General features: G+C 46.2%; 12 protein-coding genes and 2 tRNA genes. 8 read left to right on the top strand and 6 right to left on the bottom strand.

Annotation, left to right across the window (positions count from 1 at the left end; all coding sequences use genetic code 11):
* The first annotated feature begins 128 nt into the window (after positions 1 to 128).
* The gene (locus P0M11_RS12325; RefSeq protein WP_275625949.1) at positions 129 to 1,259 is read left to right on the top strand and encodes a cytochrome c peroxidase; all 1,131 of its coding nucleotides are present in this window, start codon (positions 129 to 131) and stop codon (positions 1,257 to 1,259) included.
* A gap of 15 nt (positions 1,260 to 1,274) precedes the next feature.
* On the top strand, positions 1,275 to 1,763 hold the full coding sequence (locus tag P0M11_RS12320; protein ID WP_158064427.1) for a DUF4920 domain-containing protein: 489 nt from the start codon (positions 1,275 to 1,277) through the stop codon (positions 1,761 to 1,763).
* A 176-nt stretch (positions 1,764 to 1,939) separates the two neighbouring features.
* Here P0M11_RS12320 and P0M11_RS12315 read toward each other — a convergent pair whose 3' ends face one another.
* A complete protein-coding gene (locus P0M11_RS12315; RefSeq protein WP_275625948.1) occupies positions 1,940 to 2,716 on the bottom strand; it encodes a TSUP family transporter in 777 nt (258 codons plus the stop codon).
* A gap of 96 nt (positions 2,717 to 2,812) precedes the next feature.
* Positions 2,813 to 4,969, bottom strand: a complete 2,157-nt coding sequence (locus P0M11_RS12310) for an outer membrane beta-barrel family protein (RefSeq protein ID WP_275625947.1) — start codon at positions 4,967 to 4,969, stop codon at positions 2,813 to 2,815.
* A gap of 207 nt (positions 4,970 to 5,176) precedes the next feature.
* On the opposite strand from P0M11_RS12310, the gene P0M11_RS12305 reads away from it, so the two are divergent.
* Complete coding sequence (locus P0M11_RS12305; protein WP_275625946.1) at positions 5,177 to 5,740, top strand: dihydrofolate reductase family protein; 564 nt, start codon at positions 5,177 to 5,179, stop codon at positions 5,738 to 5,740.
* Here P0M11_RS12305 and pncA read toward each other — a convergent pair.
* Positions 5,724 to 6,329, bottom strand: coding sequence for a bifunctional nicotinamidase/pyrazinamidase (gene pncA, locus P0M11_RS12300; RefSeq protein ID WP_275625945.1), 606 nt, complete (start codon positions 6,327 to 6,329; stop codon positions 5,724 to 5,726). The genes P0M11_RS12305 and pncA overlap by 17 nt on opposite strands.
* A 122-nt stretch (positions 6,330 to 6,451) precedes the next feature.
* On the opposite strand from pncA, the gene P0M11_RS12295 reads away from it, so the two are divergent.
* The 4 genes from P0M11_RS12295 (at position 6,452) to P0M11_RS12280 (ending at position 7,935) form a co-directional block, all read left to right on the top strand.
* A complete protein-coding gene (locus P0M11_RS12295; protein ID WP_275625944.1) occupies positions 6,452 to 6,988 on the top strand; it encodes a YfiT family bacillithiol transferase in 537 nt (178 codons plus the stop codon).
* Positions 6,988 to 7,446 (top strand): DUF1569 domain-containing protein, encoded by a 459-nt coding sequence (locus P0M11_RS12290; RefSeq protein ID WP_275625943.1) that lies wholly within the window; start codon positions 6,988 to 6,990, stop codon positions 7,444 to 7,446. Before P0M11_RS12295 ends, P0M11_RS12290 begins: the two co-directional genes overlap by 1 nt.
* Positions 7,443 to 7,823, top strand: coding sequence for a bacillithiol system redox-active protein YtxJ (gene ytxJ / locus P0M11_RS12285; RefSeq protein WP_275625942.1), 381 nt, complete (start codon positions 7,443 to 7,445; stop codon positions 7,821 to 7,823). The genes P0M11_RS12290 and ytxJ overlap by 4 nt, the downstream gene beginning before the upstream one ends.
* 38 nt (positions 7,824 to 7,861) lie before the next feature.
* Positions 7,862 to 7,935, top strand: a tRNA-Ala gene (locus tag P0M11_RS12280).
* A gap of 316 nt (positions 7,936 to 8,251) precedes the next feature.
* On the opposite strand, the gene P0M11_RS12275 is transcribed toward P0M11_RS12280, so the two are convergent.
* From P0M11_RS12275 to P0M11_RS12265, 3 genes are all read right to left on the bottom strand, one after another.
* Positions 8,252 to 8,333 (bottom strand) — tRNA-Leu (locus P0M11_RS12275).
* Positions 8,334 to 8,523: 190 nt separating this feature from the next.
* Entirely contained in the window at positions 8,524 to 9,024 is a 501-nt protein-coding gene (locus P0M11_RS12270; RefSeq protein WP_275625941.1) for a peptidylprolyl isomerase, read from the bottom strand.
* Positions 9,025 to 9,205: 181 nt separating this feature from the next.
* Positions 9,206 to 11,329, bottom strand: coding sequence for a type IA DNA topoisomerase (locus P0M11_RS12265; protein ID WP_275625940.1), 2,124 nt, complete (start codon positions 11,327 to 11,329; stop codon positions 9,206 to 9,208).
* 217 nt (positions 11,330 to 11,546) lie between these two features.
* Between P0M11_RS12265 and katG the strand changes: the two genes are divergently transcribed.
* Positions 11,547 to 13,874, top strand: coding sequence for a catalase/peroxidase HPI (katG, locus tag P0M11_RS12260; RefSeq protein ID WP_275625939.1), 2,328 nt, complete (start codon positions 11,547 to 11,549; stop codon positions 13,872 to 13,874).
* Positions 13,875 to 13,908: the final 34 nt, after the last annotated feature.

The following is a 13,908-nucleotide window of genomic DNA, read 5'->3' as shown; positions in this document are numbered from 1 at the left end:
CAATGTTTTTTTCAGTTGTTTTAACCCGATTTTACCCTCAGGATTTTTTCTAACTTTGCAGTCCGTTTAATAAAACACAAATTTCAGTTGTTTATCTGAAGTTAGCGTTATATTTATTAAGGACAAGTATGAAGTATGTATTAGTCATTTTTGCCACACTTGGAATTCTTTACTCTTTTTCCGGAACGGAAAAGATAGACCGTACCTACTCCGCTATTGATCTTCGCGAACTTTACGGCAGTGGTGACCCGGGCCGGTGGCCGCAGGCTCATCTTTTTGATGAGGCCATTGAAGGGTTTCAGGATATTGGACCGCTTCCCAAGCCGGCCTTCCCGAAAGATAATCCATATTCCAAAGAAAAGGAAGAACTGGGCAAGATGCTGTTTTTTGATCCGCGCCTTTCAGGCTCCGGACAAATCTCGTGCACGAACTGTCACGATCCTGAAATGATGTGGGCCGATGGCCGCCGTGTGTCATTCGGACACGACAAACAAACCGGAACCCGTAATGCTCCCACAGTGCTTAATATTGTGTATGCTACACAGCTGTTCTGGGACGGACGGGCAAAAGACCTGGAAGCACAGGCCAAATTTCCTATAGAGAATCCGCTGGAAATGAATATTCACAGCCGGCTGGCGGTGCGCAGGATTGCAAAAATTGAGGGTTATAAAGATCTTTTTAAAGCAGCTTTTGGTGATTCTAAGGTTAATGAAGACCGTATTGTAAAAGCTATTGCCACTTTCGAGCGCTCGCTGGTGAGTCCGCCAAGCCGTTTCGATAAGTTTGTCAGCGGACAGAAAAATGCACTGAGCGATTCAGAAGTTCGCGGTTTGCACCTTTTCCGCACCAAGGCCAACTGCATCAACTGTCATAATACTCCTTATTTTTCCGATCAGAAATTCCATAATTTAGGTCTTACCTATTTCGGACGGGAATATCAGGACCTGGGACTTTATGAAATAACGAAGAAAAAGGAAGATGTAGGCAAATTTAAGACACCAACCTTACGGGAAGTGAGCAATACTGCACCCTATATGCATAACGGACTCTTCCCCAATATCCGTGGGGTGCTTAATATGTACAATGCCGGTATGCCCGATGAGAAAGGGAATAAAGAGGATCCTCTTTTTCCGAAAAAATCCGGAATGCTCACCACTCTAAATCTTTCTGAAGAAGATTTTGTAGATATTGAAAACTTCTTAACTTCGCTGCACAGTTATAAGTATAAAATGAGGGCTCCGGTCCTCCCCACCAAATAATTTAAATTTAAATTCATGAAAAAGTTATTATTGGCCGCCATGGTCGCTGTAATGGGAGTTACCGCCAGTGCGCAGCAGAAATTGAATATTCCGGAAGCCGTAAAAGGCCAGCAGTACGGATCGGGTGTCAGCGAAGAGCAAACCTTTGATGTGTACAGCACCGGTAGGATAAAAAAAGCTTTGCAGAAAGCGGATAAACTGGACAATATCATCATCCAGGCAAAGGTGAGTGAAGTTTGTGAAAAGAAGGGCTGTTGGTTAACGCTCGTAGATAATGACACTCGATTTATGGTAAAAATGAAAGACTATGCCTTCTTTTTGCCCCAGTCTATGGTAGGGAAAACGGTACTTTTGCACGCAAACGCCGAAAAGAAGACTACACCTGTAAAAGAACTGCAGCATTATGCTGAAGATTCTGGTGCAAGCAAGGAAGATATTGCCAAAATCACTGAACCTCAAACCGAAATACGAATCCTGGCGCAGGGAATAAAGGTGGTGGACTAACCGACATCTGATCTGATGAAATTAAGCGTCTCCTTTGGGAGACGTTTTTATTTTTGCGCCAAAGTCAACGGGATGAAAACCCTTTTAACTCAAACAGTTCCGGCGTTCAGATGAGATGCAACCTTCGAGCAATTTCAAACTATCAAACCTCTGAACAATGTGAACCATTAGAACCTTTAAAAATCCACAACCAGCACCTCATATCCAAACCGTCCAATGGACAGGATCAGGATAAAGATAAACAGGTACCGGATGAATTTATTGCCTTTCCTTATGGCCAACTGTGCGCCTACAAGTCCTCCTGCAGCATTACAAATGGCCATCGGCAGCGCAATTGCCCAGATAATCTGACCTTTTATAAGAAACAGGCAGATGGAACCGGCATTGGTGGCCAGGTTAATAAGCTTCGCATTGGCATTGGCCTTCAGGAAATCCATACCCAGTAGGGTTACGAATGCCAGAATGAAGAAAGTCCCCGTAGCCGGTCCTATGAAACCGTCATAGAATCCGACAGCAATACTCGCGATGCAGCCATTGATAATGGCGGTGTGGTACGGCATCCTCTTCTCTTTAGCATTCCCGAAATCCTTTTTAAAGATGGTGTAAATGGCCAGGACTATCAGCACAAAGAGTAATACCGGTTTCATAAATTCATTGCTGACTACGGTAAGCAGCCGGGAACCCAGGAAGGCTGAAATAAAAGCCAGCAGAGCCATGAAAATAAGCAGTTTCCAGTCTATTTTCACTTTCCGGAGGTATTGCGATGTTGCCAGAGCTGTCCCACTGAAGGCCGGCACCTTCAGCGAACCTATAACCGTTGCTACTGGGATATTTGGAAGAAAGGCTAAAGCCAGTGGCGTCTGTATCAGTCCGCCGCCACCAACCACGGCGTCAATAAAGCCCGCACCAAAGGCAGCGAGGCAAAGGTAAATCAGGATTTCAGTTTCGGGCACAACAGCAAATTTAGCCTGCAAAGTTAAGGCTTAATAAGCTGTCACCATCCTTATTCGGGAGCGTCATGCTGCAAATCAACTGTTGCCCGATTCTGATCAGCCTTTACCGCCACCGTTCTCCTTTTCCACATTGGTTTTGCTGCTTTCCTTAACCTTTTGGTTGCCGAACCTTTTAACAAAAGTAAGGTGCGCTCCGTACCAGTCCCATTTATTTACACTTCGGAAAGTTCCGATGGGAGAGTAGGTAACGATGTCATTTCCGGGTCGGCGGAAGATGTTGTTAAAACGGATACCGGCTTCCATCTGTGTGGCAGGGAAAAGTTTGGTGGCTCCAAAGCTGTGGAAGAAGTTCATTTTATTGCCCATGGAGTTGCCCCAGTTCTGGGAGTGCAGGCCCATCCATCCGTTGATGTTGATGTTTTTGCTGAAAAGATTGGTATACGAAAAATTTGTAGAGCCGCTGAAGTTGGTAATGTAATCCTGCAGACCCACAAAGTTATTGCGCTGTCTGAAATCACTATTGTCCACATAGGTAAGTCCAAGGTTCAGATTAATATTCAGCCTGTTTTTCAGGAAGTTTTGATTTGTATTGGCGTACAGCGAATAGTTGTTTACACGGCCGTAAAAGGTGGCCGGCATCATGATGGTCTTTCCGTCTTCCACAACGTAGGACGTCCAGTAATCCTGATTGGTGGTATTGTAATTGACCGAGAGGAAATATTTCTTGTAAAGTCCAAGTTTCAGCCCGAAACGGTCGTTGGGGTTTGGCTCCAGTTCCATATTTCCGCGCTGGTAAATCCCGTTGTCCATAGGCATCAGGAAAGGATTGAATTCCGTAAACCAGGGCCGCCACAAACTGTGCTTGTAAGTTGCGGTAAGATTGTAGTTTTCGTTAAAGGAGTATTTTAGAAGTAGATCCGGCAACAGGGCTCCGTAGGAATCAGTTCTTTCTATGCCGCCCACATCCTGTTTTACCGTGAAGTTAATATGCTCATACCGTAATCCGATCCGTGTTTCAAGTTTTTTAAAGAAGGTCTTACTGAAGTTGGCGTAAAGGGAGTTCAGATTTTCAACATAGCCAAAGGTGTTGGTTCTGTCGGGATCCAAAAGCCAGGAATTGCCCAGCTGATTAAAATAATCAAAAGGCATTATATTGTTCCGGAAATTCATTTTTCCGCCAAATTCCAGCAGATTGCCATCCTTGTCTACAGGCTGCGAATAGTCCACTTTAATATAGTATTCGCGGTTTTGGTTTTCGGAAGTTGTCTTTATACCTTCAAATGCTGCCGGATCCCAGAGTGTTGTCTGTATTCTAGTATTATCATTTGCAGAATAGTTGAAGCCTGTGTTCACATCCAGAATCCGGTTTTTTACCTTGTCGTAAAACTTGTAAAAGAGATTGCTGCCCGCAAAAAGGTTGCTGCCGTGTGCATTTATATGATTGGTATACGAATTCTGAAGTACACTGTTCAGGAAATACTGACCGTCCGCCACAGCGTCATAGCTGTTTGTAGATCCGTAATACTGCACCACAAGTCCCAGATTGTTCTTTTCATCCAGTTCAAACTCAGTTGCAGACGTTAAAGATGGTGCTTTACCGGTGCTGTTGCTTTCGCTGCCGACCCGCCTGAGTGAATTGTCCGCGTAAATGAGGTTTTCATTAAATGATTCGTTTACACTGTTGGTATTGTTGAAACTTCCGTTAAGTGACTGGGTGAAACCTTTACGGTGATAGTTAAGGTTGCCACTGGTCGCTTGAGAATTCTTGAAACTCTGCGAGTTTCCGAGCGAAACGCTGCCCTTCATCCCTTCATTTTCATTCCTCTTCAGCACAATATTGATTACCGCACCGCCTGTTTCATATTTGGCGGAGGGTGTGGTAATGACTTCAATCTTCATAAGATTGTCGGCGGCAATAGTCTTCAGGTATTCCTTCAGCTCTTTGCCCGTGAATACCGATTTCCGGTCGTTAATGTAAACGGTTACTGCGTTTCCTTCAGCCTGAACATTGTCATTATTGTCTATGTTCACCAGTGGTGTCATGCGCAGTACATCCCAGGTACTGTTGCCGGTCAGGATAGCACTGTTGGCCACATTAAACACGGTGCGGTCCGCTTTGCTTTCAATCGTTGGCTTCCGTGCAGTTACTACAATTTCATCTATACTCTTCGTTTTTAAAGTATCAGCCGTGGCATTCTGCGCATGGGTAAAGATCCCGCAAAGCAGGATAGGGGCAATCAGATTTTTTTTCATTGGTTACAGTTACCGCAATTAGACACAAAAGAAGGAATTGTGTTACAGCCAAACAGTATTTTATTCTTCAGATTACCGTTCCTCAATAGGTTGTAACCTGTAAATATTTATTTTTAACTCAGAAAATGTATGCAGTTTCAGTAGAATATTTTAATTTCATATTCCCCAAATTTGGCGGTCTGACAACAATTACTGAACTAATCCTGCATGAGAAAAACAGTTGCGGTTATTAACTTTACCCTCGATGGTGTCGGTGATCATTCCGCCGGCCTTGCGGACAGTGAACTTCATGAGCATTATACCCAACTCCTGCGTGAATCAGACGTTATACTCTATGGCCATACTACTTACAGGCTGATGGAATATTGGCGTGAAGTGCTGCAAAATCCCGTTTCGGACCCTAGCATGAACAGTTTTGCTCAGGCGATTGACCAGATTCCAAAAGTGGTGTTTTCGCGAACTGTTAAAGAATTTGCTGACAGGTGGACTTCTGCCCGGATCTCATCGCAGAAACTGGAAGATGAAGTTAAATTTTTGAAGCAGTCTGCCGGCAAAAGTATTCTGGTTGGCAGTCCGGATCTTATTATCCAGCTTTTAAATCTCAATCTCATTGATGAATGCCAGTTTTGCATTCACCCGGTTTTGACGGCCGGCGGCACAAGGCTTTTCGACGGTATTCGCCAAAGAATCCGGATGAATTTACTGCGTACAAAAACATTTAAAAACGGTGCTGTTATCCTGTATTATGAACCCGTTAACCAAGCACGGTGACACCGCTTTCCAGCATCTCATAAATTGCGTCGCGGCCGTTCTCGGGTTTAACATTTACCGCTTTCGTGCCGTGGAAATGAAGGCAGGTTATAAATCCGGCCTGCACGGCGTCCAGACATGTGGCCTTTACGCAGTAATCTAAAGCCAGACCTGCAATTTCAACAAGCTGAATATCGTGGTATTTCAGGAAATCTTCCAACCCGGTTTTCATAAAGTGGTTATTGTCCTGAAACGCACTGTAACTGTCGAATTCAGGATTCTTGCCTTTCTGGATAATATGGGTTACTTTGGTCCGGTCCAGGTCCGGGTGGAAATCTGCACCATGTGTGTCCTGCACACAGTGATCAGGCCACATAAACTGCGGGATTCCGTTAAGACTGATTTTTTCGCCTACCTTACGGTTATTGGTGGAGGCAAAACTTTTATGGTTGGCAGGATGCCAGTCCTGGGTCAGGACCACCTGTTCATATTGATTGTCTTTCAGCAGTAAGTTAATATAGGGGATGATCTGAGCGGCACCCGGAACGGCCAGCGCACCGCCTTCACAAAAATCATTCTGTACATCTACAATTATCAGGGCTTTTTTCATTCGGTTAAAGTATAAATTATTTCGTTTATCTTGTAAGCAGCATCTGCCGCTTCTCTGACTAAATTTACGCGTTAAACGCAAAAGCCCAGCCAAAGAGCTGCTGATGCCAAAACGTCCTGTTTATGAATGATATGGAAGATTACCGATTTCCCTTGGGAAAATATGAACCGGCAGTTGAGATCAGCGATGCTGATATAGACGATTATATACGCGTTCTCAAGGATTTTCCCGGACGCCTGAAGAATGTAGTGGACTCCTGGACAGACGATATGCTGGATACACCCTACCGTCCCGGGGGCTGGACCGTTCGCCAGCTCATCAATCATTTGTCAGACAGTCATATGAACAGTTATATCCGGTTCAAACTTGCCCTTACCGAGGATAATCCTGTAATCAAACCTTATAATGAAGCCAAATGGGCCGAGCTGCAGGACAGTTTTACGATAGACATTAAGCCTGCGCTCCGCATCCTTAAGGGCCTGCACCAGCGGTGGGTCTACGAGTTGAAGGCATTAACCAACCGTGAATTTCAGCGCACCTTTGTCCATCCGGAACAGCAGCGAAGCATTACCCTGCGCGAAAGTCTGGCATTCTTTGCCTGGCACTGCAGCCATCATCTTGCCCACATAGAGAACCTGAAAAAAAGGATGAACTGGTAATGCTGAACAGTCTGCACCGGCTTTGTGATCAGGATGAAGTTAAACAGCGGTTATCCGCACTTGCAGAAGATGCTGAAGCCCGCTGGGGACGGATGAACGCTACACAGATGCTGAAGCACTGCCGGCTGGTGCTGGAGATTCCACTGGGGAAGATTTCAGTGCCGGAGCCACCGCGTATTATTCTTTATGTCGGAATCGTAACCAAAATGGAGATGAAGATTTTTAAAAACGGAATTCCGCGAAATATGCCCACCTTTGCAGAACTCCGGGCTGAAGAATGCACTGACTATAAAACCGAAATGGTAGACCTTTTGCATACGCTGGACGGGTACTGTGCGCTTGCAGATGCAGGAAAACTCCCGGACACGCATCCGCTGTTCGGCAAAATGCAGCCTAAGGATTGGGGTTTCCTGGAGTACAAACATCTGGATCACCATTTAAAACAATTTGGGTTATGAATTTACTGAACAGACTTTTTGGAAGTAATGAGGGACGGAACAGCGAAGCAGAGCGGGGTTTCTGGAAAATACTGACCTCGGAGCAGATGCTGGAAGACGCCGTGCAGAAATCACATGAAAAAAAGGTGGTTTTGTTTAAGCACTCCACCAGATGCTTTATCAGTCAGACTGTACTGAAGAATTTTGAAAGGGAAGTGGAATCTTCTGATAAGGACGCGGAGTATTATTTTCTGGACCTCCTGGCTTTCCGCAGCCTCTCGAACAGGATTGCGGAACTCTTTGATATTGAGCACCAAAGTCCGCAAATGATTGTGCTGGAAAAAGGCAAGGCCATAAAAAATGCATCTCATAACAGTATTTCTGTTAATTTAGTTTAAATATTTAAAAAAAATAACTAATATTGCACAACCAAAACGGGGGATTAGCTCATCTGGCTAGAGCGTTAGACTGGCAGTCTAAAGGTGGTCGGTTCGATCCCGATATCCTCCACTCGAAATAAAGCACTTACGGGCAACTGTAAGTGTTTTTTTTGTTTATTAAGCGATTAGGTAGTTTGGGGGGGTAGAAGTTTAGAATGTTCACCACTTCTGCAAATACAAACTTTCTGATCCTGCTGCAACCTTTGTACTCGTTGAGGTTAGTGGAGCCGGGAGTCAAGATCTCAGATGTTAATCTCAGATTTCAGACGTCAGACAGTTAAATTAGTTGGGACGTAGGTAGTTAAGTGGATGGAAAGGTTTATAAGAAATGACAGCGGGAATAACATAGCTAAAAAAAGCCCTCATTAAAAATGAGAGCTTCAATGTGCCCGGAACAGGACTCGAACCTGCAAGCTTGTGGGCACCCGCACCTGAAACGAGCGTGTCTACCAATTTCACCATCCGGGCATCGGATTTTGTGAGGCACAAAAGTACACAAATTTTGTCGATATCCTATTTAATTGTTCAAAAAATATAACACGGCACTAAAGTTTTCTCACACGGATTATTAACCTCTATTAAAGTGGACCAAAAACCTGTTCATTGAAACAGAAAAGCTCCGATATTCGTCGGAGCCTTAACTGATAATAAAATATTTTTAGTGTCCGGAATGTCCGTCTGCACCATGTGCATGACCATGAGAAAGTTCTTCCTCGGTTGCCGGACGGGTAAGTACAACTTCAACGTCAAAATTCAGGGTCTTTCCTGCCATAGGATGATTAAGGTCTACGGTAACTGCATCATCAGCTACTTCCATTACAACAGCGCTAAGATGATTGCCATCCTGGTCCTGTAACGGCAGAATTGCGCCTACCGGTGGCATTCCGGACTGTGCGAACATGTCTGCAGGAAGCTGCGTTGTTGCGTTTTCCACTCTTTCGCCATAACCTTCCTGAGGGCTAAGTGTGAACGACTTCTTATCGCCGGCTGTCAGTCCTTCAATTTCCTGTTCAAATTTAGGCAGCATCATTCCCACACCGTAAAGAAAGGTGAAAGGGTTCTCAGCATCCGTTTTTTCAATGAAGGTTTGCGCTCCATTTTCTTCAATCGCATTCAAAGTGTACTGAAGTGCAACTACGTGGTTTTTTTCTATTGTCATGAGGGTAAAGTTTGCAAAGGGATTGTATCCCTTTCATTATAAAAATATGACGGCCTGCCGGCCGCGAAGCTGCAAAGGTAATATTTTTAAATAATTACGAATTTTACAGGAAGCGAAGGGTGAAGTGCCGATAAAGAATAGTGTAATCAACGGAAAATTTTTATTGCTGAAGTTGAAGCACTTATCCGGCGAGTAGCTCAACACCGCCATCTTCTCTTAATATCAGCAAGCCCTCAGTAATGCCTTGAGGATGTTCTTTAAATCCTTTCAGTTTTCCTGATTTGCCTTTAGCGACAATGTCATGAATCTGTTTCATTGTAAGCTTTTTTCCGAAGCAGACAAAGGGTATTTTGAAGCCGCACTCCCTGTGTCTTACGCATCCTATGGCCGTCTTGCCTTTAATCAGGTGGTTCTCCTTACATTTAGGGCATTTTATTTCAGTCCATTCTGGTACCGGATTCTTGCGGACAGTCTTTTCTTTTTTTTGTGCGGCAGGAGCTTCCTCAAACGAAATGCTTCGGGTTTTTTCACTAATTACCTTTCGGGTAAGGTTGGTCACCATAGTCACCAGCTCTTCCCGGAAAACATTGGCTTCATATTCACCGCTTTCAATCTTTCTGAGTTTATATTCCCATTCGCCTGTGAGTTCCGGACTCATCAGGACTTCATCATCTATGGTGTCTATAAGGTCCATGCCCGTGCGGGTGGCAAAAATGTTCTTCTTTTTCCTTTCAATATATTGCCTTTTGAAAAGCGTCTCAATGATGTTGGCTCTTGTAGAAGGTCTTCCGATACCGTTGGCCTTAAGCATGTCCCTCAGCTCTTCGTCCTCTACCTGCTTTCCGGCCGTTTCCATGGCGCGAAGCAGGGTAGCCTCAGTATAAGGTTTCGGCGGGCTTGTTTTTCCCTGATGCACCAGCGGATAATGCGGACCTGTCTCACCCGCTTTGAATTCCGGGATCTCCTGCTCTTCGACCTTTGCCTCTGCTCCGGATTTTTCTGAGACTTCTGCTTTATCTTTTGCGTACACCGAACGCCAGCCGGGTTCCAGCACCTGCCGGCCACTTGTCCTGCAAGGTATGGTACCCACTTTACCCTCTACCAGAGTGTTTGAAATCTTACATTCCGGATAGAATACGGCGATAAACCGCTTTGCCACCAGATCGTAAATAAGTTTCTCCTCACGGGGCAGCGTGGTTCCCGGTGTGATTTCAGTAGGAATGACAGCGTGATGGTCGGTCACTTTGGAATCATCGAAGACCGCCTTGGTCTTGGGGAGTTCTCCGGCCAGCAGGGGTGCCGTAAACTCACTGTAAAAAGTCATTGACTTCAGGATTCCGGAAATTTTCGGATAAAGGCTGTCGGGTAGGTAAGTGGTGTCAACACGCGGATAGGTTGTATGTTTTTTCTCGTAAAGACTCTGGATGTACTTTAAAGTGTTCTCGGCCGAGAAGCCGTATTTGCGGTTGGCTTCCACCTGCAGCGCCGTAAGGTCGAACAGGCGGGGATTTTTTTCTTTACCCTCTTTTATTTCAAAGGAAACTATTTCAAACTGGTGCTGCTTCAGATATTCCAGTCCTTTCTCTGCCTTTTCTTTGGTTTTTAGACGGTCAATGGCCGCCGTAAACTGGACTTCCCGGTAAACTGTTTTCAGTTCCCAATATTCTTCAGAAGTAAATGCATCAATCTCCTTCTGCCTCTGAACCAGCATTGCGAGTGTCGGTGTCTGCACCCTGCCAACAGACAGTACGCCGCGGTTAGCGCCAAATTTCCTTGTAAAAAGCCTGGTGGCGTTTATGCCCAGAAGCCAGTCGCCCACCGCCCTTGCGTTTCCTGCCAGATATAGGTTGTGGTAGTCCTCAGCGGGTTTCAGATTGGCAAATCCTTCCAAAATAGCCTCTTCAGTCAGTGAAGAAATCCAGAGGCGCTGCACGGGTTTTTTGCACCGGGCCTTCTGCAGCACCCAGCGCTGTATCAGTTCGCCTTCCTGACCGGCATCCCCGCAGTTTATTACCTCCGTGCACTGTTCCACCAGTTCCTCTATTACACGGAACTGTTTTTCCACTCCAGGATTGGGAATGAGTTTGATGCCGAAATTTTTTGGAATGATGGGCAGGAAGATCAGGTCCCAGGATTTATAATGCGGACTGTAATCATGAGGTTCTTTGAGGGTGCAAAGATGCCCGAAAGTCCATGTCACAAGATAACCGTTTCCCTCCATATAACCCGCACGGGCCTGGTGCGCGCCCAGCACTTTGGCAATATCGCGGGCCACACTGGGTTTCTCAGCAATACATAACTTCATTTTCGGCAGCATTAAGAATGTCCGCAAATTTCAGCAATTTTTATTAATCTGCAGAATGCCGCAACTTTGATTACGGTGCTTTTGCTGTATGTAATAGACGATTTATATTAATTTGATTGTTTTTATTCACGGTATCTATGATAAGAATGATGATTAACTATGAATTTGATGACTGCACAGCTACGAATTAATCCTAACTTTGGTAAAAACAAGCAAAATGACAAACTCAGACGGAAAGTGCCCTCACCATGAAGGGCAGAAAGCTCAGGAGGCCATGGAGCAGGCCAATCAACCGGTGGAGAACAACCCTCAGCAGGGCGAAACCATCCACAGTCAGAACGAAGAGAATCCAATTCCGGTGGCCGGTGCGAGTCTGGGCAGTGGAAAATGCCCTGTTATTCATGGTTCCAATACAGAAGACAGTAAGAATGTGATGAGCTGGTGGCCCAAGTCGCTGAACCTTGATATCCTCTCACAACACGACCGAAAGACCAATCCGTTCGGCGAAGAATTTAATTATGCCGACGAATTTAAAAAGCTGGACCTGGAAGCGGTGAAATCCGACCTGAAGTCGCTGATGACCGACAGCAAAGAATGGTGGCCGGCAGACTGGGGCCACTATGGCGGTCTCATGATCCGTATGGCCTGGCACTCGGCCGGAACGTACAGAACTGCAGACGGTCGTGGCGGCAGTAACACGGGCAGTCAGCGCTTTGCGCCGCTCAATGCCTGGCCGGACAATGTGAACCTGGACAAAGCAAGACGGCTTCTATGGCCCATCAAGAAAAAATACGGCAATAAACTTTCCTGGGCCGACCTGATTATTTTAGCCGGAAACATGGCCTATGAATCCATGGGGTTTAAAACCTTTGGCTTTGCAGGCGGGCGCGAAGATGTATGGCATCCTGAGAAAGATATTTACTGGGGAGCCGAGAAGGACTGGCTGGCGCCAACAGGCAGTGAGGGCAGCCGCTATACCGGCGACCGCGAACTCGAAAATCCCCTGGCTTCTGTTATGATGGGTCTGATTTATGTAAACCCCGAGGGGGTAGACGGTAATCCGGATCCCCTGAAGACGGCGGCAGACTTAAGGGTGACCTTCAGCCGTATGGCAATGAATGATGAAGAAACGGCTGCGCTTACCGTAGGCGGTCATACCGTAGGTAAATGCCACGGTAACGGTGATGCTTCCGTTTTGGGCGGCGATCCCGAAGAAGAAGGTCTGCATGCCCAGGGTCTTGGCTGGCTGAATCCCAAAGGCAAAGGACACAGCGAAGATACCGTCACCTCCGGACTGGAGGGTGCCTGGACCACTCATCCCACAAAATGGGATAATGGATATCTGGACCTTCTGCTCAACCATGAATGGAGGCTGACCAAGAGCCCGGCCGGTGCCAATCAGTATGAACCGGTGAATCTTCCGGAAGAACTTAAACCTGTGGATGCCCACAATCCCGATGTTCGCAGGAATCCCATGATGACTGATGCCGATATGGCGATGAAAGTAGATCCCGGTTACCGCAAGATTGTGGAACGCTTCCACAAGGATTTTGATTATTTCTCGGATACTTTTGCCCGCGCCTGGTTCAAGCTGACCCACCGCGACCTGGGTCCTAAATCGCGATATCTCGGTCCTGATGTGCCTGCCGAAGACCTTATCTGGCAGGATCCAATACCGATTCCTGATTATACACTGAGCAATGATCAGATTGATGAACTGAAACAAAAACTATTGAACAGTGGACTCACCCGTACAGAATTGATTACCACAGCCTGGGACAGCGCCCGGACTTACCGTGGTTCCGATTACCGGGGAGGCGCAAACGGTGCGCGTATTCGTTTGGAACCGCAGCGAAACTGGGCGGGCAATGAACCTGAAAGGCTGGCCAGAGTTCTGCGTGTGCTGGAAGGTATTCAGCAGAATTACAGTGTGAAGGTGAGCATGGCAGACCTTATTGTGCTGGGGGGAACGGCCGCCGTGGAACAGGCGGTCCGTGAGGCGGGTTATGAACTGGAGGTGCCGTTTTCGCCCGGCAGAGGTGATGCCACCCAGGAAATGACAGACGCCGGATCCTTTGACGAGATGGAAACGGTACACGACGGTTACCGTAACTGGCTGAAAGCCGATTATGTGGTCTCCGCAGAGGAACTGATGCTGGACCGTACCCAACTGATGGGTCTTACCGCACCTGAGATGACGGTTCTTGTCGGAGGTATGCGTGTCCTGGATACCAATTATGGCGGAAACAGGGAGGGTGTCTTCACAGACAGACCCGGCACACTGTCCAATGATTTCTTCATCAACCTTACTGATATGAACTTTAAGTGGGTACCTGTAACCGATAACCTTTATCATATCACCGACCGGAAATCCGGCCAGGTGAAATGGACAGCCAGCCGTGTGGACCTTGTTTTCGGCTCGAATTCCATTCTGAGGTCTTATGCTGAATTCTATGCACAGGACGATAACCGAGAACGTTTCGTAAAAGACTTCATTAAAGCCTGGACTAAGGTTATGAATGCCGACCGATATGATTTGGCTTAAATATCTTCCCCTCATTTTTGAGGGGATTTTTTTT

This window comes from Kaistella sp. PBT33-4 (assembly GCF_029194425.1).
GTDB lineage: Bacteria > Bacteroidota > Bacteroidia > Flavobacteriales > Weeksellaceae > Marnyiella.
Note: the sequence above shows the minus strand (reverse complement) of the source record. Positions and strands in the feature narration are given on the sequence as shown.

Excerpts from the sequence above, each read along its gene's own strand:
- P0M11_RS12325 (WP_275625949.1), top strand. The coding sequence starts at position 129 with ATGAAGTATGTATTAGTCATTTTTGCCACACTTGGAATTCTTTACTCT.
- P0M11_RS12320 (WP_158064427.1), top strand. The coding sequence starts at position 1,275 with ATGAAAAAGTTATTATTGGCCGCCATGGTCGCTGTAATGGGAGTTACC.
- P0M11_RS12310 (WP_275625947.1), bottom strand. The coding sequence starts at position 4,969 with ATGAAAAAAAATCTGATTGCCCCTATCCTGCTTTGCGGGATCTTTACC.
- P0M11_RS12305 (WP_275625946.1), top strand. The coding sequence starts at position 5,177 with ATGAGAAAAACAGTTGCGGTTATTAACTTTACCCTCGATGGTGTCGGT.
- pncA (WP_275625945.1), bottom strand. The coding sequence starts at position 6,329 with ATGAAAAAAGCCCTGATAATTGTAGATGTACAGAATGATTTTTGTGAA.
- P0M11_RS12295 (WP_275625944.1), top strand. The coding sequence starts at position 6,452 with ATGAATGATATGGAAGATTACCGATTTCCCTTGGGAAAATATGAACCG.
- P0M11_RS12290 (WP_275625943.1), top strand. The coding sequence starts at position 6,988 with ATGCTGAACAGTCTGCACCGGCTTTGTGATCAGGATGAAGTTAAACAG.
- ytxJ (WP_275625942.1), top strand. The coding sequence starts at position 7,443 with ATGAATTTACTGAACAGACTTTTTGGAAGTAATGAGGGACGGAACAGC.
- P0M11_RS12270 (WP_275625941.1), bottom strand. The coding sequence starts at position 9,024 with ATGACAATAGAAAAAAACCACGTAGTTGCACTTCAGTACACTTTGAAT.
- P0M11_RS12265 (WP_275625940.1), bottom strand. The coding sequence starts at position 11,329 with ATGAAGTTATGTATTGCTGAGAAACCCAGTGTGGCCCGCGATATTGCC.
- katG (WP_275625939.1), top strand. The coding sequence starts at position 11,547 with ATGACAAACTCAGACGGAAAGTGCCCTCACCATGAAGGGCAGAAAGCT.